We start from the raw sequence: 20,283 nt of genomic DNA, 5'->3' as shown, positions 1-20,283 counted from the left end.
CGCAGATTGCTTGCGCCGATATGCGGATCGTCCGCACCCGGTTCAACTCGTGCGCCCGTCCCTGGTGCCAGCGCTCGCCGCGTCGCCGTCTCCAACCGGCAACGCCCGCCGTGCCTGCCGCCTCTGCCCGCGCGGGCAGGGCGTTTCCGTCAGGACTTCTCCATCGTGCACAGCAGTGGATGCTGATGCGCACGCGAAAACTCGTTGACCTGGCTGACCCGTGTTTCGGCCACCTCGCGCGTGAACACGCCGCACACGCCCTTGCCGCGCGTATGGACGTGCAACATGACCTGGGTGGCGCGCTCGCGCTCCATGCCGAAAAACGTCTCCAGCACCGCGATCACGAAGTCCATCGGCGTGAAGTCGTCGTTGAGCAGCACCACCTGGTACAGCGGCGGCCGCGCGATCTCGGGCTTGGCCGTCTGTACGGCAAGGCCGAAGCTGTGTTCGTTCTGCAGATCGTTCTCGTGAGCCATTGCAGCGGACCGGAAAAACCTTGCGGCCGAGTATAGCGCGCCGCCCTGCCCGACCACGGCAGTGACGATGGAGGTCGCCGGCGCAGCAAGCAAGCCCCCGTGGCACATGGAGCGCCTGTTAAAATCCGCAAATGATCGTGACCGCGAACACCGCCACGCCGAGCGCCGAACGTCCGGCCTGTGCCTGGCATCCCCACGTCACGGTGGCCACCGTGGTGGCCGCCGACGGCCGCTTCCTGCTGGTCGAGGAGGAGGTCGCCGGACAGCGCGTGCTCAACCAGCCGGCCGGCCACCTCGAGGCCGGCGAAACGCTGCAGCAGGCGGCCGTGCGCGAAACGCTCGAGGAGACGGCCTGGCATGTGCGCCTCACGCATTTCCTCGGCGTACAACAATGGAGCGTGGGCGCGCTGCATTTCGTGCGCTTTGCCTTCGCCGCCGACGCGCTGCGCCACGAGCCCGGGCGCCCGCTCGACGCCGGCATCATCGGGCCGCGCTGGCTCAGCCGCGACGAGATCGCGGCGGCGCCGAACCTGCGCAGCCCGATGGTGCTGTCCACCATCGACGACTGGCTGGCCGGACGCCAACTGCCGCTGGACTGCGTGAAGTCGCTGGACCCAGTGCGATGACCGCGCAGGTCATGGTCGGCATCTCCGGCGGCGTCGACTCGGCGGTGGCCGCACTGCTGCTGCAACGCCAGGGCGTGGCCGTCGAAGGCCTGTTCATGCAGAACTGGGACGACGACGGGCGCGGCGGCGACGGCTGCCGTGCCGACGCGGACCGCCGCGAGGCGGTCGCCGTGTGCGCGCACTTGGGCATCCGGCTGCACCTGCGCAACTTCGCCGCCACCTACCGCGCCCAGGTGTTCGAGCATTTCCTCGCCGAGTACCGTCGCGGGCGCACGCCCAACCCCGACGTGCTGTGCAATCGCGAGATCAAGTTCAAGACCTTCCTCGACGAGGCGCGCGCGCTCGGCGCCAGCCAGATCGCCACCGGCCATTACGCGCGCATCGACTGCGTCGACGGTCGCCTGCGCCTGCTGCGCGGCCGTGACCACGGCAAGGACCAGAGCTACTTCCTGCACGCGCTCGGCCAGGCTGCGCTGGCGGCCACGCGCTTTCCGCTCGGCGAGTTGCCCAAGGCACAGGTGCGCGAACTGGCGCGCGATGCCGGCCTGCCCAACCATGCGCGGAAGGACTCCACCGGCATCTGCTTCATCGGCGAGCGCGATTTCCGCAGCTTCCTGAGCCGCTACATTCCGGCCCAGCCGGGGCCGATCTGCGCGCCCGACGGCAGCGAGATCGGCGTGCATGAGGGTGTATTCCACTACACGCTCGGCCAGCGCGGCGGGCTCGGCATCGGTGGCCGCCGCGATGGCGATGGCGCGCCCTGGTACGTGGTCGGCAAGGACGTGCCCAACAACGTGTTGTATGCCGCGCAGGGCAATGCCAACCATTGGCTGCAGGCGCAACGGCTCGCCGCCAGCGGACTGAGCTGGATCGCCGGTGCGCCCCCGGCCTCGACCTTCGCCTGCAGCGCGATGACGCGCTACCGGCAGGCTCCGCAGCCATGCCAGGTCGAGCTCGACGGCGACCTCGCCACGGTGCGTTTCGAGGTGCCACAGCGCGCGATCACGCCAGGCCAGTCCGTGGTGTTCTACGATGGCGAGGAGTGCCTCGGCGGCGGCGTCATCGACCGCAGCGACGCGGCCTTTGGCGGCTGGAGCCCGACATGAACCGCGAAGCCCGCGTCATCGCATTTGCCGGCGTGCTGCAGGGCTGCCGCCTCGTCCATGACCTCGCCACCAGTGGGCAGGCCGACGCCGCAGCGGCAAGTTGCAGCATCGCCAGCATCTTCCGCATCGACGCCGCCGACGCCGGTGCGGTGTTCGGCGGCATCGGCGGCCTGCGGCTGGGCCTGGAAACACTCGTGGCGCAGACCGACGGCGAGCAGCGCCACCTGCCGGTGACGCGACTGGCGCTGGGCGTGCTGCGCCTGCAACGCCGCCTCATGCGCACCCCGTCGATGAATGCCCAGCTGCGCACCGGCATCGAGCGCGTGCAGCGCCAGGTCGACCACTTCGGTATCGACCACCCGACCGTGCAGTTGCGGCTGGCCGATCTGTACGTCGAGACGTTGTCGCAACTGCGCCCGCGCGTGATGGTGCACGGCAATCCGCAGCAGCTCGGCAACCCGCAGGTGGTGGCGCAGATCCGCAGCCTGCTGCTGGCGGCGGTACGGGCCGCGGTGCTGTGGCGCCAGATGGGCGGCAGCCAGCTGCGCCTGCTCATGCGCCGGCGCGAGTACGCGATGCTGGCGCGCGGCCTGCTCGCGCGCAGCACGCTGGATCACGGCTGAACCCCCGCCCCGCAGGGCGCCCGTGGCTCGCAGTCCGTGCGTGCTTGCGCGATAATTGGCGGCCCAGTCGCCGACCCGTTCCCTCGGGTTGCGCCCGCGGCCCCGTGCCGCGACCGCCACGCCATGCACCAAGCCAGCCAGGAGATGCACATGACCGATTCCTTCTCGACCCGGGACAGCCTCGAGGTCAATGGCAAGCGCTACACCTATGCCAGCCTGCCCAGGCTCGGCCAGCGCTTCAACATCGCGCGCCTGCCGTATTCGATGAAGATTCTGCTCGAGAACCTGCTGCGCCACGAAGACGGTGTCAACGTCACGGCAAAGGAGATCGAGGCGGTCGCCAACTGGGACGCGCACAAGGAACCCGACACCGAGATCGCGTTCATGCCGGCACGCGTGATCCTGCAGGATTTCACCGGCGTGCCCTGCGTGGTCGACCTGGCCGCGATGCGCGACGCGATGGTCGCCCTTGGCGGCGATGCCGCCCGCATCAATCCGCAGTCGCCCTGCGAACTCGTCATCGACCACTCGGTGCAGGTCGACGTGTTCGGCCAGGCTGATGCGCTCAAGCTCAATGCGCAGATCGAGTTCGAGCGCAACCGCGAGCGCTACGAGTTCCTGCGCTGGGGCCAGAAGGCGCTGCACGAATTCCGCGTGGTACCGCCGTCGACCGGCATCGTCCACCAGGTGAACCTCGAATACCTGTCGCGCGTGGTGATGACGCGCGATCTGGACGGCACCCCCTGGGCCTTCCCCGACACCTTGTTCGGCACCGACTCGCACACGACGATGGTCAACGGCCTGGGCATCCTCGGCTGGGGCGTCGGCGGCATCGAGGCCGAGGCGGCCATGCTCGGCCAGCCGTCGTCGATGCTGATCCCGCAGGTCGTCGGCGTGCGCCTCACGGGCCGGCTGGCCGAAGGCGCCACCGCCACCGACCTCGTGCTGACCGTGACCCAGATGCTGCGCAAGCACGGCGTGGTCGGCAAGTTCGTCGAGTTCTTCGGCTCCGGCCTGCAGCACCTCGCGCTGGCCGACCGCGCCACGCTCGGCAACATGGCGCCCGAATACGGCGCGACCTGCGCGATCTGCCCGATCGACCACGAATCGATCAACTACCTGCGCCTGTCGGGACGCAGCGAAGAACAGATCCGCCTCGTCGAGGCCTATGCCAAGGCACAGGGTCTGTGGCACGAGCCGAACGCCCCGGAAGCCGAGTTCAGCTCGGTGCTCGACCTCGACCTCGCTACGGTGGCGCCATCACTGGCCGGCCCCAAGCGCCCGCAGGATCGCGTCACGCTGGCCACGATGCGCGACAGCTACCGCGGCGCGATGGATGCGCTGGGCAGGAACGGCCAGTGGGACAAGCAGAAGGAGCGCTTCCTCAGCGAGGGTGGCAGCACCGCGGTCGGCCACGACCAGAGCGAGCACTCGGCGCCGCACGATACCGATCCGCATCCGGAATACGCGGGCCTCGGCAATGGTTCGGTGGCGATCGCCGCGATCACCTCGTGCACCAACACCTCCAACCCGAGCGTGATGATCGGCGCCGGACTGCTCGCCCGCAAGGCAGCCGCGCGCGGCCTCAAGCCCAAGCCCTGGGTCAAGACCTCGCTCGCGCCCGGCTCCAAGGTCGTGACCGACTATCTCGCCAAGACCGGTCTCGACCGCGACCTCGACGCGATGGGCTTCTTCCTCGTCGGCTACGGCTGCACCACCTGCATCGGCAATTCCGGCCCGCTGCCCGAACAGGTCAGCAAGATCGTTGCCGACCACGATTACGTGGTCGCCTCGGTGCTGTCGGGCAACCGCAACTTCGAGGGGCGCATCCACTCCGAGGTGAAGATGAACTACCTCGCCTCGCCGCCGCTGGTGGTCGCGTTCGCGATCGCCGGCACGGTCGACATCGACCTGACCAAGGAGCCGCTCGGACGCGATGCGCAGGGCAAGGACGTCTATCTCAAGGACATCTGGCCCAGCAACCAGGAAATCGCCGACTGCGTCGCCAACTCGGTCAAGTCGGAGATGTTCACCAAGGAATACGCCGACGTGTTCAAGGGCAGCGAGGCGTGGAACGCGATCCAGATTCCGGCCGGCGACCAGTACACCTGGAACGAGGCGTCCACCTACATCAAGAACCCGCCCTATTTCGAGGGCATGACGATGGCGCTGCCGACCGTGGCCGATGTCCACGGCGCGCGCGTGCTCGGCCTGTTCGGCGACTCGATCACGACCGACCACATCTCGCCGGCCGGCTCGATCAAGAAAGACTCGCCTGCGGGCCGTTACCTGATCGGTCGCGGCGTCGATCCGCAGAACTTCAATTCCTACGGGTCGCGCCGTGGCAACGATGACGTGATGGTGCGCGGCACCTTCGCCAACATCCGCATCAAGAACCGCATGCTCGATGGCGTGGAAGGCGGCTACACGCTGCATGTCCCCAGTGGCGAGCAGATGGCGATCTACGATGCGGCGATGAAGTACAAGGCGACCGGCACTCCGCTCGTGGTCATCGCCGGCAAGGAATATGGCACCGGCTCGTCGCGCGACTGGGCGGCCAAGGGCACCCTGCTGCTCGGCGTCAAGGCCGTGCTCGCCGAGAGCTTCGAGCGCATCCACCGCTCCAACCTCGTCGGCATGGGCGTCCTGCCGCTGCAGTTCGTCGACGGCCAGACCGCGCAGAGCCTGGGGCTGACCGGCAAGGAGTCCTACGACATCAGCGGCCTCGACAGCGGCAATGCGCGCAGCGCCACCGTCACCGCCACGGCGGCCGACGGCAGCAAGAAGACCTTCCAGGTCAAGGTGCTGCTGCTCACGCCCAAGGAGCGCGAGTTCTACCGCCATGGCGGCATCCTGCAGTACGTGCTGCGTCAGCTCGCGGCGAACAAGGCTGCGTGAGCGCCTCCACCGGCACGCCGGCGTGATCGGGAAACGGCGCGGACCACCGCGCCGTTTTTCGTTGCGCCACTGCCACTGGCACCCGCATCCGGCGCCGCCCTGCCGGCGCACGCGCCGGACTCAGCGTCCGGCCTCGGACCACCTGGCATGGTTGCACAGCCACTGGCGGCCGCTGCGCCGCCAGCCGGTCTGGAACTGCAGCGTGGTGGCGCGATCGGGAATCCAGCGTCCGCTGCTGTCGGTGATGAACACGTCGAACTCGGCGGTGGCGCGATCGCCACGCACGTCGACCGTGATCGTGCCGATGCGAACCCCCAGTGCATTGGCGGCGAGGAACTGCGCACGCAGGTAGCGCCCCAGCCCGATCTTGTCGAGTTCGTCGTTGCCGATGAAGTCGTCGCTGACGAGGTCCGCGAGCCGGCCCGCATCATGCGCCTGCAGGGCCTGGGCGCCCCGCTCGATCGCCGCGCGGATCGCCTGCTCGGCAGGCGTGCGCGCACACGCGACCAGCACCACCAACAGTGCCACAATCAAGCTGCTCGCCAAGCGCATCTCGCCTCCGGTCGCTGCGCCGCCGCTTGCCGCTCGTTCGACGCTTGTGCTGCAATCAGTGCCGATTGTGTCGCGATTTTCCCGATCGGCGCGGCGTACCGCGCCATCCACTGCTGGGGAAGCATACATGGACAACACGCAACGCCCGTGGCTCGCCAACTATCCAGCCGGGGTTCCGGCGCAGATCGACGTCAACCAGTACGCATCGGTCACCGCAATGCTGCTCGAGAGCTGCGACCGCTTCCGCCATCGGCCCGCGTTCACCAACATGGGGCGCACGCTCAGCTACGGCGACCTCGATCGCCTGAGCGCCACGCTGGCGGCGTTCCTCATCAATGATCTCAAGCTCGCCAAGGGCGATCGCGTCGCGATCATGATGCCCAACCTGCTGCAGTACCCGATCGCGATCATGGCCGTGCTGCGCGCCGGTCTGACCGTGGTCAACGTCAACCCGCTGTACACCGCGCGCGAGCTCAAGCACCAACTCGAGGATTCGGGTGCCAGCACGATCATCGTGGTCGACAACTTCGCCCACACCGTGGCCGAAGTCATCAACGAAGTGCCGTGCAAGCACGTCATCGCGACCGGCATCGGCGATCTGCTCGGTTTCCCCAAGTCGCTCATCACCAATTTCGTGGTGCGCCACGTCAAGAAGATGGTGCCGCCCTACTCGCTGCCCGAGGCGATCCGCTTCAACGAGGCGCTTGGCCGCGGAACGCGCTCCAAGCTGCCCAGGATCGACATCACCCAGGACGATCTCGCCTTCCTGCAGTACACCGGCGGCACCACCGGCGTGGCCAAGGGCGCGATGCTCACCCACCGCAACATGATCGCCAACATGCTGCAGGCCTATGCCTGGATCAGCCACAACATGCGCGAGGGCGAGGAGGTCGTCGTCACCGCGCTGCCGCTGTACCACATCTTCGCGTTGACCGCGAACTTCCTCACCTTTGCGCGCGTCGGCGGCTTCAATCATCTGATCACCAACCCGCGCGACATGCCCGGCTTCGTCAAGTCGATCAAGGACATCGGCTTCACGGCAATCACCGGCGTCAACACGCTGTTCGCGGGCCTGCTCAACACGCCCGGCTTCGAACAGGTCGATTTCTCCAAGTTGCACATGACGCTCGGCGGCGGCATGGCGGTGCAGCGCGCGGTGGCCGAACGCTGGAAGAAGGCAACCGGCTGCACGCTCGCAGAAGCCTACGGCCTCACCGAGACGTCACCGGCAGCCTGCATCAATCCGCTCGACCTGCGTGAATACAACGGCTCGATCGGCCTGCCGATTCCGTCGACCGACGTGACGATCCGCGACGACGACGGCAAGTCCCTGCCGATCGGCGAAACCGGCGAGCTGTGCGTGAAGGGTCCGCAGGTCATGAAGGGCTATTGGAACCGCCCCGAGGAAACCGCCAAGGTGCTCGGCGCCGACGGCTGGCTGCGCACCGGTGATATCGCGCGCATGGACGACAAGGGCTACGTCTACATCGTCGACCGCAAGAAGGACATGATCCTCGTGTCGGGCTTCAACGTGTATCCCAACGAGATCGAGGACGTGGTCGCACACATGCCGGGCGTGCTCGAGGTGGCCGCGGTCGGCGTCCCTGACGAAAAATCGGGCGAAGCGGTCAAGCTCGTCATCGTCAAGAAGGATCCGGCGCTGACTGCCGAGGCGGTGCTCAAGCACTGCAAGGAAAACATGACGGGCTACAAGCAACCGCGCTACATCGAGTTCCGCGACAGCCTGCCCAAGACCAACGTCGGCAAGATCCTGCGCCGCGAACTGCGCGATCCACCCGCAGCGGCCACCTGAGCGGGCCACCAGTCAGCCTGATGCGGTCCGCCGGTTCGCGCTGCCTGCGGCGCTGCCTGCGGCGCGGACGCGGCCCGGCCGCAGCGCCGCGGCCGTCGCGCCGTGCTCAGGGCACGTACGGCTCGTCGCTGTCGGCGTAACGCCCGAGCAGGGTCCACAGCGGCACCTGCTTGTCGTCGGGAATGCGCGAGTACGCAAAGCCGATTTCGTCGTCGGCGATGCGGGCCACGCGCGCCACCACATGGATGTCGAGCGAGTCCCCGATCAGCATGTCGATGTTGAAGGTGTCATCGATCCGACCATTCCAGCCCGGCGGCCGTGCTGCGCGCAGACCGGTGGCGGAAATGTCGAGGATTTCGCTGCTCCAACTGTCCAGTCCGCGGCTGATCAGCGCCGTCGAATGAATCGTCATGCGCGCCGAGCGCATAGCTACGCCGTTGTTCACCCTGCCCCCTCATTCCAGCATGACGCGACCGCGCGCGGCGGCGGCGCACGGTGGCGGCACCGTCGGGTGGCGCACCAGCCGGGCGCGTCGCCAGCGCTCACGACGCTCGCTGTCCAATCACAAGCAAGTCTCGTGCCAAATGCGCGCAAGCGCGACGCACCGACCCCGCCAACTGTCGCCGCCCGCGGCGTCCGCGTCAACAACCCGGGCCACGCGGCAGGCCGTGCCCGCCGGCCGCGGCAGCGCGATCAGGCCTCGGGGCGCATGTAGGGGAACAGCAGCACATCGCGGATCGAGGGCACGTCGGCCAGCAGCATCACGAGCCGGTCGATGCCAACGCCGAGCCCCCCGGTCGGCGGCAGGCCGACTTCGAGCGCGCGGATGTAGTCGGCGTCGAAGTGCATCGCCTCGTCGTCGCCCGAGTCGAGTTCGGCCACCTGGGCGCGGAAGCGTGCGGCCTGGTCCTCCGGATCGTTGAGCTCGGAGAAGCCGTTGGCGAGTTCCTTGCCGCCGACGAACAACTCGAAGCGGTCGGTGACTTCCGGGTCGTGGTCGTTGGCGCGCGCCAGCGGCGACACCTCGGTCGGGTGGGTGGTGATGAAGGTGGGCTGGACCAGCGACGACTCGACGGTCTTTTCGAAGATCTCGAGCACGATCTTGCCCCAGCCGTAGCCGGCCTTGACCTGGATGCCGAGCTGCTGCGCGTGCGCCGCGATGCGCGCGCGATCGCGTAGATCGGTGCGCGCGATCTGCGGATTGTGTTCGAGCACGGCGTCTTCCATTTTCCAGCGCCGGAAGGCGGGACCGACGTCGATGTCGCGCCCTTCCCAGCTCAGCACGCTCGTACCGCGGACCTCGCGCGCAGTGCTGCGGATCATCGCCTCGGTGAGATCCATGATTTCCTCGTAGCTGGCGTAGGCCTCGTACAACTCGAGCATCGTGAACTCGGGATTGTGGCGGGTCGATACGCCTTCATTGCGGAAATTGCGGTTGATCTCGTAGACCCGCTCGAAGCCGCCCACCACGAGGCGCTTGAGATAGAGCTCGGGCGCCACGCGCAGGTACAGGTCGAGGTCGAGCGCGTTGTGATGGGTCACGAACGGTCGCGCGGTGGCGCCACCCGGGATCACGTGCATCATCGGCGTCTCGACTTCGAGAAAGCGCCGCGCATCGAGGAAATGGCGCAAGTGGCGCACCGCGTGCGAGCGCAGGCGGAACACCGCGCGCGACTGCTCGGTGACGATGAGATCGACGTAGCGCTGGCGGTAGCGCTGTTCCACATCGGCCATGCCATGCCACTTGTCGGGCAACGGGCGCAGCGACTTGGTCAGCAGGCGCAGCCTCTCCACGCGCACGCTGAGTTCACCGGTGCGGGTGCGCATGAGGCTGCCTTCGGCGCCGACGATGTCGCCGATGTCCCAGCCCTTGAAGGCCTCGTAAACATCGCCCAGCACGTTGGCCTGCACGAACAGCTGAATGCGGCCGGTCATGTCCTGGATCTGCACGAAGCTGACCTTGCCCTGGCCGCGCTTGAGAACCATGCGGCCGGCCACCTTGACGTGGCGCGCCGCGGCCTCGACGGCGGCATCATCCTTGCCCTCGTATTCGGCCTGCAGGTCGCCGGCAAAGGCGTCGGGACGGAAATCGTTGGGAAACGCGATGCCGTGCGCGCGCAGTGCGCGCAGCTTGTCGCGCCGTTCGGCGATGAGCCGGTTGTCGTCGATCACGGCCGGCGCGTGCTCGCCTGCGTCAGCCGCCTTGGTGCCGTCAGTCATGGCCTGTTCCCTGCTGTTCATGCATCAACGCGCCTGGCGCCCGCATCGAGGCCGGCCTTGAGGCTGGCTTCGATGAATTCATCCAGATCGCCGTCGAGCACCTTCTGCGTGTCGCTGCGCTCAATGCCGGTGCGCAGATCCTTGATTCGCGATTGGTCGAGCACATAGTTGCGGATCTGGCTGCCCCAGCCGATGTCGGACTTGCCGGCCTCGAGGCGATCCTTCTCGGCATTGCGCTTCTGCACCTCGATCTCGTACAGCTTGGCCTTGAGCATCTTCATCGCGCGGTCGCGATTGGCATGCTGGCTGCGCTCGGTCTGGCAGGCCACCACCACGCCCGAGGGCACATGCGTGATGCGCACCGCCGACTCGGTCTTGTTGACGTGCTGGCCACCGGCACCGGACGAACGGTAGACGTCGGTCTTGAGGTCGGCCGGATTGATCTCGATGTCGATGTCGTCGTCCACCTCGGGCGAAACGAACACCGAGGTGAAGCTGGTGTGACGCCGGTTGTCCGAATCGAACGGCGACTTGCGCACGAGCCGGTGCACGCCGATCTCGGTCTTGAGCCAGCCATAGGCGTGGTCGCCCTCGACGCGGAAGGTGGCGCTCTTGATGCCGGCCACTTCGCCCGCGCTCACTTCGAGCAGCTCGGTCTTCCAGCCACGCGACTCGGCCCAGCGCAGGTACATCCGCAGCAGCATCTCGGCCCAGTCCTGGGCTTCGGTGCCACCGGCCCCGGCCTGGATATCGACGAACGCATTGGCGCCGTCCATCTCGCCCGAGAACATGCGCTGGAACTCGAGCTGCTCGACCGCGCGTGCTAGCTGCTCGACGTCGGCCGCCACCGCCAGCGCGGTCCCCTCGTCGCTCTCGGCGACTGCCAGTTCGAGCAGTTCGCCAGCCTCGGCCAGCGAATCGCTCAGGCTGCGGATGCCGCCGACGATGCGGTCGAGCGCGGCGCGCTCGCGGCCGAGATCCTGCGCGCGCTGGGGATTGTCCCAGACGTCCGGACTTTCCAGTTCCCGCGTGACTTCCTCGAGCCGCTCGGCCTTGGCATCGAAGTCAAAGATACCCCCTGAGCGAGGCAACGCGCTCGGCGAGTTCAGTGATCTGGTTGGCGATGGGATTGGTCTCGATCATGGTCGTGGCATCACGCTGAAACGCGCCATTCTACCTGTGCTCCAGCGCGATGCGGCACACGGCGTCACGCGCGTGCCCCCACGGCCTCAGGCCGGCGCCAGCTGCCGGATCAGCAACTGCAGGCTTTCGCGCCCGTTCCAGTCGTTGAGGTCGAGCTGGAACAGCGCACGCAGCCGGGGCGCCAGCGGCAGGCAGTCACGCGCGCCGAACGCGATCGCGTCGACGGCTTCGCCGCCAGGCGGACGCAGCCGCAGCTTGAGATGCCGGTCGCCGACCACGCGCACCGACTCGACCGTGAATTCGTTGTCGAACTGGGGCTCGGCGAAGCCCTGACCCCACGGCCCGCCGTAGCGCAGCGCATGCGCGGCCGCCGCGGTGAACTCGTCCACGGCCAGCTCACCGTCGCTCCACACGAACCGCTCGAGCGCCTGCGGGTCGAGGTGGCGCCGCGCCACCGCATCGAACTCGGCCGCAAAGCGCGCCAGGTCGCGGTATTCGAGCGTGAGTCCGGCGGCCATCGCGTGGCCGCCGAAGCGTGCGATGAGTCCCGGGCAGCGCGCATCGACCTCGGCCAGCGCATCGCGCAGGTGGAAACCGGCAATCGACCGCGCCGAAGCGCGCAGCTCGCTGCTGCCCGGTGCCGCCGGCGCGCAGGCAACCACGGGACGATGCAGGCGCTCCTTGAGCCGCGAAGCGACCAGTCCGACCACGCCCGGATGCCAGTCGGCCTCGTGCAGCACCACGCCATGCGGCAGCGCGTCGGCGCCGTGGCGCGTGAGATAGCTGGCCACCAGCGCCTCGCCTTGCTCGACCATGTCAGCCTGCAGTTCCTGGCGCTGCGTGTTGATCGCCGACAGCCGCGCGGCGAGGTCCGCCGCCTGCACCGCATCATCGCTGAGCAGGCATTCGATGCCGATGCCCATGTCCTCGAGGCGGCCGGCAGCATTGATGCGCGGGCCGAGTACGTAGCCGAGGTCGGCGGCGGTGGTCCGCGCGGGATCACGGCCGGCGCAGTCAAGCAGGGCCAGGATGCCGGCGCAGCAGCGCCGCGCCCGAATTCGGCGCAGGCCCGCGGCAACCAGGATGCGGTTGTTGTGGTCGAGCGCGACGAGGTCGGCCACGGTGCCCAGCGCGACGAGATCGAGCACACTGGCCAGATCCACCTCGCGCCGCTGCAGTCGCGCGCGCAGCGCGAGCAGCAGGTAGAACATGACGCCGGCGCCACACAGCTGTCGTAGCGGATTGGCCTGGCTCGTTGCAGCGAGCGGCGTCAGCTCATCGTGACCGATCGGCTCGTCCACGCGCGGCGCCGGCGCAGCCAGGTTGGGATTCACGATCGCCGCAGCCGCCGGCAAGGTGGCGCCGGGCAGGTGGTGGTCGGTCACGATCACGCGCATGCCGCGCGCTGCGGCTGCCGCCACGCCGGCATGGGCGGCGATGCCGTTGTCGACCGTGAGGATGAGATCGGGCAGCGGCTCCTGCAGCGAGTCGACCAGCGCCGGCGACAGACCGTAGCCTTCACGGGCGCGGTGCGGCACGCGCCATGACAGGCGGCGCGCGCCGAGCAGACGCAGCCCGCGCACCGCCACCGCCGTGCCGGTGGCACCGTCGGCATCGAAATCACCCACCACGCAGATCGCGAGGTCGCGCGCGATCGCGTCGGCGAGGACTTCGCAGGCCTGTGCGAGGCCGGCCATCGGTTCGGGTGGCACCAGGTCCGCCAGCCGCGAGCGCGCCAACGCCGCCGGATCGAGGCCGCGCAGCGCATAGATGCGCGCCAGCAGCGGGTGCAGATCGGCGGGCCAACCGGCACTCTCCACCGGCGCCCGGCGGCGGATCTCGATCGCGTTCACGGCGCCGTGCGTCGCGCCTCAGGTGTCGTAACGCACCGCGAGGATCTCGTAGTTGCGCGTGCCGTTGGGCGCCACGAACTCGAAACTGTCGCCTTCGCTCTTGCCAATCAGTGCGCGCGCGAACGGCGAGGACACCGAGATCAGGCGCTGCTTGATGTCGGCCTCGAGGTCGCCGACGATCTGGTAGCTCACTTCCTCGCCCGAATCCTCGTCGGCCAGCTCGACCGTCGCGCCGAACACGATGCGCTTACCGGCGTTGAGGCGGGCGATGTCGATGATCTCGGCCGTCGACAGCACGGCCTCCAGTTCGTTGATGCGGCCTTCGATGAAGCCCTGCAGCTCGCGCGCGGCGTGGTACTCGGCGTTCTCCTTGAGGTCGCCGTGCGCGCGCGCCTCGGCGATCGCGGCAATGATGCGCGGCCGCTCCTCGCCCTTGAGGCGTTCGAGCTCGCCACGCAGGCGCTCGGCGCCCTTCTTGGTCATCGGCGGACGGTTCATGCAAGTTCCCGGTGCAGTTGCTGCAGGCTGTGGACCTCGGGATTGTCGCGGAAGTCGAGCGAATGCAACAGTGCGCGCGCACCGCTGACCGTGGTCGAGTAGGTCACGCGCTGCTGCAGGGCCTCGCGCCGGATCGAGAACGAATCGGCGATCGCCTGCTTGCCCTCGGTGGTGTTGACGATGAAGGCGATCTCGCCGTTCTTGATCGCATCGACGATGTGCGGACGACCTTCGAGCACCTTGTTGATGCGTTCGCAGGCGATGCCGTGGCGCACCAGGTATTCGTGCGTGCCGCCGGTGGCGACGATGCTGAAGCCACGCCGCAGCAGTTCGCGGGCCACTTCGACGAGACGCTGCTTGTCGCCGTCACGCACCGACAGGAAAGCCCGGCCCGGTTGCGGCGCCTTGATCCCGGCCGCCTCGTGGGCGCGCGCGAACGCCGCACCGAAGCTGCGGCCGACGCCCATCACCTCGCCGGTCGAGCGCATCTCGGGACCGAGGATCGGATCGACGTTCTGGAACTTGAGGAATGGGAAGATCGCTTCCTTGACGCAGTAGTAGTCGGGCACGACCTCGCGCGTGATGCCCTGCGCCGCAAGCGTGCGACCGACCATGCAGCGCGCGGCGATCTTGGCCAGCGCCACGCCGGTGGCCTTGGCCACGAACGGCACCGTGCGCGAGGCGCGCGGGTTGACTTCGAGGATGAACACGCTGTCGCCGTCGGGACCGCTCTGGATCGCGAACTGCGTATTCATGAGCCCGACCACCTTGAGCTCGCGCGCGAGCAGGCCGACCTGGCGGCGCAGTTCGTCCTGGGTGGCACGCGACAGCGAATACGGCGGCAGCGAGCAAGACGAATCGCCCGAATGCACGCCAGCCTCCTCGATGTGCTCCATGATGCCGCCGATCAGCACCTGCCCGTCGCCATCGGCGACGATGTCGACATCGACCTCGCCGGCATGGTCGAGGAAACGGTCGAGCAGCACCGGCGAGGTCTCGGACACCCGCACCGCGTCGCGGATGTAGCGCGCGAGATCGGCGTCGTCGTGCACGATTTCCATCGCGCGACCGCCAAGCACGTAACTGGGCCGCACCACCAGCGGGTAGCCGATTTCACGCGCCAGCGCGAGCGCCTCGTCGGCACTGCGCGCAGTGCGATTGGGCGGCTGGCGCAGGCCGAGCCGGTCGATGAGCTTCTGGAAGCGCTCGCGGTCCTCGGCCAGATCGATCGAGTCGGGGCTGGTACCGATGATCGGCACGCCGGCTGCCTCCAGTGCGCGCGCCAGCTTGAGCGGGGTCTGCCCGCCATACTGCACGATGACGCCGCGCGGCTGCTCGACGTCGACGATTTCGAGCACGTCCTCGAGCGTCACCGGCTCGAAATACAGCCGGTCGGAGGTGTCGTAGTCGGTCGACACGGTTTCCGGGTTGCAGTTGACCATGATGGTCTCGAAACCATCCTCGCGCAGCGCGAGTGCGGCGTGCACGCAGCAGTAGTCGAACTCGATGCCCTGGCCGATGCGGTTGGGGCCGCCACCGAGCACGATGATCTTGTCACGCGCGGTCGGCGCGGCCTCGCACTCTTCCTCGTAGGTCGAGTACATGTAGGCCGTGGTGGTGGCGAACTCGGCGGCGCAGGAATCCACGCGCTTGTACACCGGCCGCACATTGAACGCGCGGCGCAGCGCGCGCACGGCATTTTCGTCGGTGCCGACGAGCTCGGCCAGCCGTCCGTCGGAAAAACCCTTGCGCTTGAGCTGGCGCAGCCGCGCCGCGTCGAGTGCGGCAAGGCCGGCCGCGCGCACCTCGTGTTCGCTGCGCACGAGGTCCTCGATTTGGGCGAGAAACCAGGGATCGATGCGCGTGAGCGCATGGGTATCGGCCAGCGACAGTCCGGCGCGGAAGGCGTCGGCGATATGGAACATGCGATCGGGACCGGGCTCCCTGAGTTCGCGCCGCAGTGCCGCCATGCCTTCGGCGCTGGCGCTGTCGAGCGCGGTCGGGTTGAGCCCGTTGTGGCCCGTTTCCAGTCCGCGCAGGGCCTTCTGCAGCGACTCCTGGAAATTGCGGCCGATCGCCATCACTTCGCCGACCGACTTCATCTGCGTGGTCAGGCGCGAATCGGTGGCCGGGAACTTCTCGAACGCGAAGCGCGGGATCTTGGTGACCACGTAGTCGATCGACGGCTCGAACGAAGCCGGCGTCCTGCCGCCGGTGATGTCGTTCCTGAGCTCATCGAGCGTGTAGCCGACGGCGAGCTTGGCGGCGACCTTGGCGATCGGGAAACCGGTGGCCTTGGAGGCCAGCGCCGAGGAGCGCGACACGCGCGGATTCATCTCGATGACGACGACGCGGCCGTTGTCGGCATTGACGCCGAACTGCACGTTGGAACCGCCGGTATCGACGCCGATCTTGCGCAGCACGGCCAGCGAAGCGTCGCGCAGGCGTTGGTATTCCTTGTCGGTGAGCGTCTGCGCCGGCGCCACGGTGATCGAGTCGCCGGTGTGCACGCCCATCGCATCGAAGTTCTCGATCGAGCAGACGATGATGCAGTTGTCCGCCTTGTCGCGGACCACTTCCATTTCGAATTCCTTCCAGCCCAGCACCGATTCCTCGACCAGCACCTCGTGCACGGGTGACAGGTCCAGCCCGCGCTTGACGATCTCCTCGAATTCCTCGCGGTTGTAGGCGATGCCGCCGCCCGAACCGCCGAGCGTGAAGCTCGGCCGGATGATCGTCGGATAGCCGACCCGGGCCTGGATCTCGACCGCCTGCTCGAAGCTGCGCGCAATCTCCGCGCGCGGGCAATCGAGCCCGATCTGCGCCATCGCCTGCCGGAACAACTCGCGATCCTCGGCCATGCGGATCGCCTCGCGCGAGGCACCGATGAGCTCGACGCCATACTTGTCGAGCACGCCGTGATCGGCCAGGTCGAGCGCGCAGTTGAGCGCGGTCTGACCGCCCATCGTCGGCAGCAGCGCATCGGGCCGCTCACGCGCGATGATCTGCTCGACCGTGCGCCAGCTGATCGGCTCGATGTACACCGCGTCGGCGGTGTCGGGGTCGGTCATGATCGTGGCCGGATTGGAGTTCACGAGCACGACGCGGTAACCCTCCTCCTTCAGCGCCTTGCAGGCCTGCGCGCCCGAATAGTCGAACTCGCAGGCCTGACCGATCACGATCGGACCGGCGCCAATGATGAGGATGGTCCTGAGGTCAGTTCTTCTTGGCACTGTTGCCGTCCTGCCCGTCCTTGCCTGCCGGCGCGGCATCGCTGGCGACCACGCTGACGTTGCGCACGGTCTCGTGCGGAATCTCCAGCTCGATCGAGCCGTCTTCGGGCCCGAGCTGCAGCGTCAGCCCAGGGTTGGTGTAGCGCACGAGCTTGCCGCGGCGCACGGTGTCGAGCGTGGTTTCCACGATGATCGTGTCGCCGACATGGTCCTCCAGCTCGGCGTATTCGACGACGTGCGCGGTCGGCGTGACCGGCTCGGCCTTCGCCGCGGCCTTGGCCTTGGCCGACTTGGCGGCAGGCGCCTGCGGCGGCGCGGCGGCCACGGCGGTGCTCGCGGCGAGGGCGACGGACAGGATCAGTGCCAGATGTGCGATTCGGTGCATTTCAATTACGCCGCGGCGACCGCGTGCGCCTCCATGAGGTGGATGAAACGATCGAACAGGCCGGCCGCGTCATGCGGGCCGGGGCTTGCTTCCGGGTGGCCCTGGAAGCCGAAGGCAGGCGCATCGGTGAACGCGATGCCCTGCAACGTGCCGTCGAACAGCGAGCGATGGGTCGCGCGCAGATTCGCCGGCAGCGTGTCCGCGTCCACGGCAAAGCCGTGGTTCTGGCTCGTGATCATGACGCGCCCGCTGTCGAGGTCGATCACCGGATGGTTGGCGCCATGGTGGCTGAATTTCATCTTGACCGTGCGCGCGCCGGCGGCGAGGGCGAGCAGCTGGTGGCCGAGGCAGATGCCGAACAGCGGAACCTTTGCCTGCAGCAGCTCGCGTGTGGCCGCGATCGCGTAGTCGCAGGCGGCCGGGTCGCCCGGGCCATTGGACAGGAACACACCGTCGGGCTTGAGCGCCAGCACGTCGCGCGCGGGTGTCTGCGCCGGCACCAGCGTGAGCGCACAGCCGCGATCGGCCAGCATGCGCAGGATGTTGTGCTTGACGCCGAAATCGTAGGCGACCACGCGGCGCCGCGCGCTGGGCTGCTGAAACGCCGCGCCGTCGAGGTCGTAGCTGCCCTCGTGCCAGGCAGCGACCTCGCGCACCGACACCACCTTGGCCAGGTCGGCGCCGCCAAGCCCGGGAAACGCACGCGCGGCGGCCAGCGCGGCGGCCGGATCGATCTGCGCGCCCGCCATGATGCAGCCGTTCTGCGCACCGTCGCGGCTGAGCATGCGGGTCAGGCGGCGGGTGTCGATCTCGGCGATGGCGACGATGCCGTGCCGGCGCAGGTACTGGCCCAGACTCTCCTCGCTGCGCCAGTTGCTGGCGAGCAGCGGCAGATCGCGGATGACCAGGCCTGCCGCGTGCACGCGCGCGGACTCCTCGTCGGCCGCGCAGCAGCCGGTGTTGCCAACATGCGGATAGGTCAGCGTGACGATCTGCTGTGCATACGAAGGATCGGTCAGCATTTCCTGATAACCGGTCATCGCCGTGTTGAACACGACTTCACCGCAGGTCTGGCCGCTCGCGCCAATGGCCACGCCGTGGAACAGACTGCCGTCGGCGAGTGCGAGTAGTGCTGGAAGCGTCATGGATTCGCCTGGGTTCGGAAGCGGGGCCACCGATGCCGCGTGCGGCAGCGCTCGCGAACTGGGTCGCAGTGCGCGAGGCGTGATCGGTGGAATCGAGGCGAGTGCGAATTCTAGGGATGGCCCGTCACGCTGTCCACCGCAGGCGTATACTCGCGCCATCGTCGCCCACGCAGCTATCGGCATGCTGAACGCCGCCGCCAGCGCTGCTCCGAGCGTCGCGCTGCTCGACCGGCAGCGCCTGGCGCAGCGTGAAACCGTCGTGCACAGCGAACCCTTCGCGTTCCTGGTCGCACCGGGTCAATTGCCGCCGCAGGCGGCCGCCGAACTGGCACGCGATTTTCCGCGTTATGCGGGCGCCGGCTTCTTTCCGCACGACCCCGCCGAATGTGGCCCCGCGATCAACCGCCTGATCGCGGAGCTGGTCGCACCCGACTTCGCCGATGCGATCGGCGCGCCGCTCGGCATCGACGGCCTCAGCCGCTTCCCGGTGCTGGTGACCTTGTGCCGCGCGCTCAATCGCCGCCACGGCACGATCCACACCGACAGCAAGTCCAAAGTCGTCACCGCCCTGCTCTACCTCAATGAGCGCTGGCCCGAAGGCAGCGAAGGCTGCCTGCGCTTCCTCAACCGCATCGACGACATCGACGACATGGTGGCGCCCGAGATCCGCCCCCTGTACGGCAACCTCGTCGCGTTCCGTCGTGCCGACAATTCCTTCCATGGGCACCTGCCGTGGGAAGGCGAACGGCGCGTGATCCAGGTCGCGTGGCTGACCAGCGAACAGGACAAGCAGCGCAAGACGCGGCGTGGCCGCTTCACGCGCTGGATCAAGCAGTTGTTCGGCCGCCTCGACCAGCGGTTGGGCGCCAACCGCGACCGCAACGCCGCCCACCGCGATTGAGTGCACGCGCGGCGGCGGGCGTCTCGCAACGCCGGCGCCGGGCCGCGTATGCTTGCGACCACGATCCGGAGCCGACCATGACCCAGCCTCACGCCGCCCGTTGCCGACTGCCACGCACTGCCTTGCTGGCCTTGCTGCTGCTGACCGGCGCTGCCGCCGCGCGCCAGGGCGAACCGCCGCTGAGCCTGCGTGCCGTCGCCAAGATCGGTGCCGACGTGCCGCTCGCAACCGTGCGCGGCATCGACGCCGCCGCACGCGCCGCCGAGATCGACCGCACCGCGCGCGCCAGCGCGAATCGCGACAAGCGCCTGCATGTCGCGGACCTGCGCGAAACCGCCTTCGACACCGTCCATGACGGCCGCTGGGACCGCAGCGACGGACTCGCGGTGTGGCGCCTGCGCGTGCAGGCTCCCGGCGCCACCGACCTGCGCGTGGATTTCGGCCGCTACGAGCTGCCGCGCGGCGCGCGCCTGTACCTGATCGGTGCCGATGGCTACTACCAGGGACCCTACACGCGCGCCGACGCACTGGCCGGCAGCTTCCATTCGTCGCTGCTGCCCGGCGACACGGCGACGATCGAACTGCAGGTCCCGGCCGCGCTGGCCGAAGGGCACTCAAGCCCACTCACGATCACGGCCGTCGGCGCCGGTTTCCGCGATCTGTTCGACCGCGCCAAGGCCACCGGCCCCGGCACCTCGGGTGCCTGCAACATCAACGTGGCCTGTCCGCTCGGCCAGCCCTATCCGGCACAGATCCGCGCGGTCGGCCATTACCAGTTCAACTCCGATGCCGATGGCCGCGGCTACATCTG

The 20,283-nt window shown here is 68.2% G+C and carries 17 protein-coding genes; 7 read left to right on the top strand and 10 right to left on the bottom strand.

The genetic code is table 11. The features are described 5' to 3' along the window. Positions 1 to 149 precede the first annotated feature (149 nt). Positions 150 to 476 carry an ATP-dependent Clp protease adapter ClpS gene (gene clpS / locus KF903_RS09860; protein ID WP_291214160.1) on the bottom strand — a complete coding sequence of 109 codons (327 nt, stop codon included), beginning with the start codon at positions 474 to 476 and terminating at the stop codon, positions 150 to 152. A 131-nt stretch (positions 477 to 607) separates the two neighbouring features. Between clpS and KF903_RS09855 the strand changes: the two genes are divergently transcribed. The 4 genes from KF903_RS09855 to acnA all read left to right on the top strand — a co-directional run bounded on the left by KF903_RS09855 (position 608) and on the right by acnA (position 5,729). Next, on the top strand, positions 608 to 1,102 hold the full coding sequence (locus KF903_RS09855) for an NUDIX hydrolase (protein ID WP_291214158.1): 495 nt from the start codon (positions 608 to 610) through the stop codon (positions 1,100 to 1,102). After that, positions 1,099 to 2,208 (top strand): tRNA 2-thiouridine(34) synthase MnmA, encoded by a 1,110-nt coding sequence (gene mnmA / locus KF903_RS09850; protein ID WP_291214156.1) that lies wholly within the window; start codon positions 1,099 to 1,101, stop codon positions 2,206 to 2,208. The genes KF903_RS09855 and mnmA overlap by 4 nt, the downstream gene beginning before the upstream one ends. Further along, positions 2,205 to 2,831, top strand: coding sequence for a high frequency lysogenization protein HflD (hflD, locus tag KF903_RS09845; protein ID WP_291214154.1), 627 nt, complete (start codon positions 2,205 to 2,207; stop codon positions 2,829 to 2,831). Before mnmA ends, hflD begins: the two co-directional genes overlap by 4 nt. 150 nt (positions 2,832 to 2,981) lie before the next feature. Next, positions 2,982 to 5,729, top strand: a complete 2,748-nt coding sequence (acnA, locus tag KF903_RS09840; protein ID WP_291214152.1) for an aconitate hydratase AcnA — start codon at positions 2,982 to 2,984, stop codon at positions 5,727 to 5,729. Positions 5,730 to 5,849: 120 nt separating this feature from the next. Here the strand turns inward: acnA and KF903_RS09835 are convergent, their stop codons facing one another. Beyond that, a complete protein-coding gene (locus KF903_RS09835) occupies positions 5,850 to 6,257 on the bottom strand; it encodes a nuclear transport factor 2 family protein (protein WP_291214150.1) in 408 nt (135 codons plus the stop codon). A gap of 151 nt (positions 6,258 to 6,408) precedes the next feature. Between KF903_RS09835 and KF903_RS09830 the strand changes: the two genes are divergently transcribed. Further along, entirely contained in the window at positions 6,409 to 8,094 is a 1,686-nt protein-coding gene (locus tag KF903_RS09830) for a long-chain-fatty-acid--CoA ligase (protein ID WP_291214148.1), read from the top strand. Positions 8,095 to 8,200: 106 nt separating this feature from the next. Here KF903_RS09830 and KF903_RS09825 read toward each other — a convergent pair whose 3' ends face one another. The 8 genes from KF903_RS09825 to carA all read right to left on the bottom strand — a co-directional run bounded on the left by KF903_RS09825 (position 8,201) and on the right by carA (position 18,571). Then, entirely contained in the window at positions 8,201 to 8,506 is a 306-nt protein-coding gene (locus tag KF903_RS09825; protein WP_291214146.1) for a PilZ domain-containing protein, read from the bottom strand. A gap of 281 nt (positions 8,507 to 8,787) precedes the next feature. Then, on the bottom strand, positions 8,788 to 10,314 hold the full coding sequence (lysS, locus tag KF903_RS09820) for a lysine--tRNA ligase (RefSeq protein WP_291214144.1): 1,527 nt from the start codon (positions 10,312 to 10,314) through the stop codon (positions 8,788 to 8,790). Positions 10,315 to 10,331: 17 nt separating this feature from the next. Continuing rightward, positions 10,332 to 11,457 (bottom strand): peptide chain release factor 2 gene (prfB, locus tag KF903_RS09815; RefSeq protein ID WP_291214142.1). Its coding sequence is split into 2 segments (ribosomal slippage): positions 10,332 to 11,381 and positions 11,383 to 11,457, totalling 1,125 coding nucleotides; the frame shifts between segments, so codons are not numbered across the junction. Positions 11,458 to 11,543: 86 nt separating this feature from the next. After that, positions 11,544 to 13,310 carry a DHHA1 domain-containing protein gene (locus KF903_RS09810; protein ID WP_291214140.1) on the bottom strand — a complete coding sequence of 589 codons (1,767 nt, stop codon included), beginning with the start codon at positions 13,308 to 13,310 and terminating at the stop codon, positions 11,544 to 11,546. An 18-nt stretch (positions 13,311 to 13,328) separates the two neighbouring features. Then, a complete protein-coding gene (gene greA / locus KF903_RS09805; RefSeq protein WP_291214138.1) occupies positions 13,329 to 13,808 on the bottom strand; it encodes a transcription elongation factor GreA in 480 nt (159 codons plus the stop codon). After that, positions 13,805 to 17,041: a carbamoyl-phosphate synthase large subunit gene (carB, locus tag KF903_RS09800; RefSeq protein WP_291214136.1), complete on the bottom strand. Its 3,237-nt coding sequence runs from the start codon at positions 17,039 to 17,041 to the stop codon at positions 13,805 to 13,807. Before carB ends, greA begins: the two co-directional genes overlap by 4 nt. After that, on the bottom strand, positions 17,025 to 17,426 hold the full coding sequence (locus KF903_RS09795) for a hypothetical protein (protein ID WP_291214134.1): 402 nt from the start codon (positions 17,424 to 17,426) through the stop codon (positions 17,025 to 17,027). The genes carB and KF903_RS09795 overlap by 17 nt, the downstream gene beginning before the upstream one ends. Before the next feature lie 5 nt (positions 17,427 to 17,431). Further along, positions 17,432 to 18,571, bottom strand: a complete 1,140-nt coding sequence (gene carA / locus KF903_RS09790; protein WP_291214132.1) for a glutamine-hydrolyzing carbamoyl-phosphate synthase small subunit — start codon at positions 18,569 to 18,571, stop codon at positions 17,432 to 17,434. A 181-nt stretch (positions 18,572 to 18,752) separates the two neighbouring features. Between carA and KF903_RS09785 the strand changes: the two genes are divergently transcribed. Both KF903_RS09785 and KF903_RS09780 read left to right on the top strand, forming a co-directional pair. Continuing rightward, a complete protein-coding gene (locus KF903_RS09785; RefSeq protein WP_291214130.1) occupies positions 18,753 to 19,472 on the top strand; it encodes a 2OG-Fe(II) oxygenase in 720 nt (239 codons plus the stop codon). A 77-nt stretch (positions 19,473 to 19,549) separates the two neighbouring features. Then, a partial coding sequence (locus KF903_RS09780) for a hypothetical protein (protein WP_291214129.1) occupies positions 19,550 to 20,283 on the top strand: 734 nt, incomplete at its 3' end.

It is taken from the genome of Dokdonella sp. (assembly GCF_019634845.1).
GTDB lineage: Bacteria > Pseudomonadota > Gammaproteobacteria > Xanthomonadales > Rhodanobacteraceae > Dokdonella_A.
This window is presented reverse-complemented; position numbering and strand designations above follow the sequence as displayed.

Coding starts and splice junctions, on each gene's coding strand:
- clpS (WP_291214160.1), bottom strand. CDS start 476: ATGGCTCACGAGAACGATCTGCAGAACGAACACAGCTTCGGCCTTGCC.
- KF903_RS09855 (WP_291214158.1), top strand. CDS start 608: ATGATCGTGACCGCGAACACCGCCACGCCGAGCGCCGAACGTCCGGCC.
- mnmA (WP_291214156.1), top strand. CDS start 1,099: ATGACCGCGCAGGTCATGGTCGGCATCTCCGGCGGCGTCGACTCGGCG.
- hflD (WP_291214154.1), top strand. CDS start 2,205: ATGAACCGCGAAGCCCGCGTCATCGCATTTGCCGGCGTGCTGCAGGGC.
- acnA (WP_291214152.1), top strand. CDS start 2,982: ATGACCGATTCCTTCTCGACCCGGGACAGCCTCGAGGTCAATGGCAAG.
- KF903_RS09830 (WP_291214148.1), top strand. CDS start 6,409: ATGGACAACACGCAACGCCCGTGGCTCGCCAACTATCCAGCCGGGGTT.
- KF903_RS09825 (WP_291214146.1), bottom strand. CDS start 8,506: ATGACGATTCATTCGACGGCGCTGATCAGCCGCGGACTGGACAGTTGG.
- lysS (WP_291214144.1), bottom strand. CDS start 10,314: ATGACTGACGGCACCAAGGCGGCTGACGCAGGCGAGCACGCGCCGGCC.
- greA (WP_291214138.1), bottom strand. CDS start 13,808: ATGAACCGTCCGCCGATGACCAAGAAGGGCGCCGAGCGCCTGCGTGGC.
- KF903_RS09795 (WP_291214134.1), bottom strand. CDS start 17,426: ATGCACCGAATCGCACATCTGGCACTGATCCTGTCCGTCGCCCTCGCC.
- carA (WP_291214132.1), bottom strand. CDS start 18,571: ATGACGCTTCCAGCACTACTCGCACTCGCCGACGGCAGTCTGTTCCAC.
- KF903_RS09785 (WP_291214130.1), top strand. CDS start 18,753: ATGCTGAACGCCGCCGCCAGCGCTGCTCCGAGCGTCGCGCTGCTCGAC.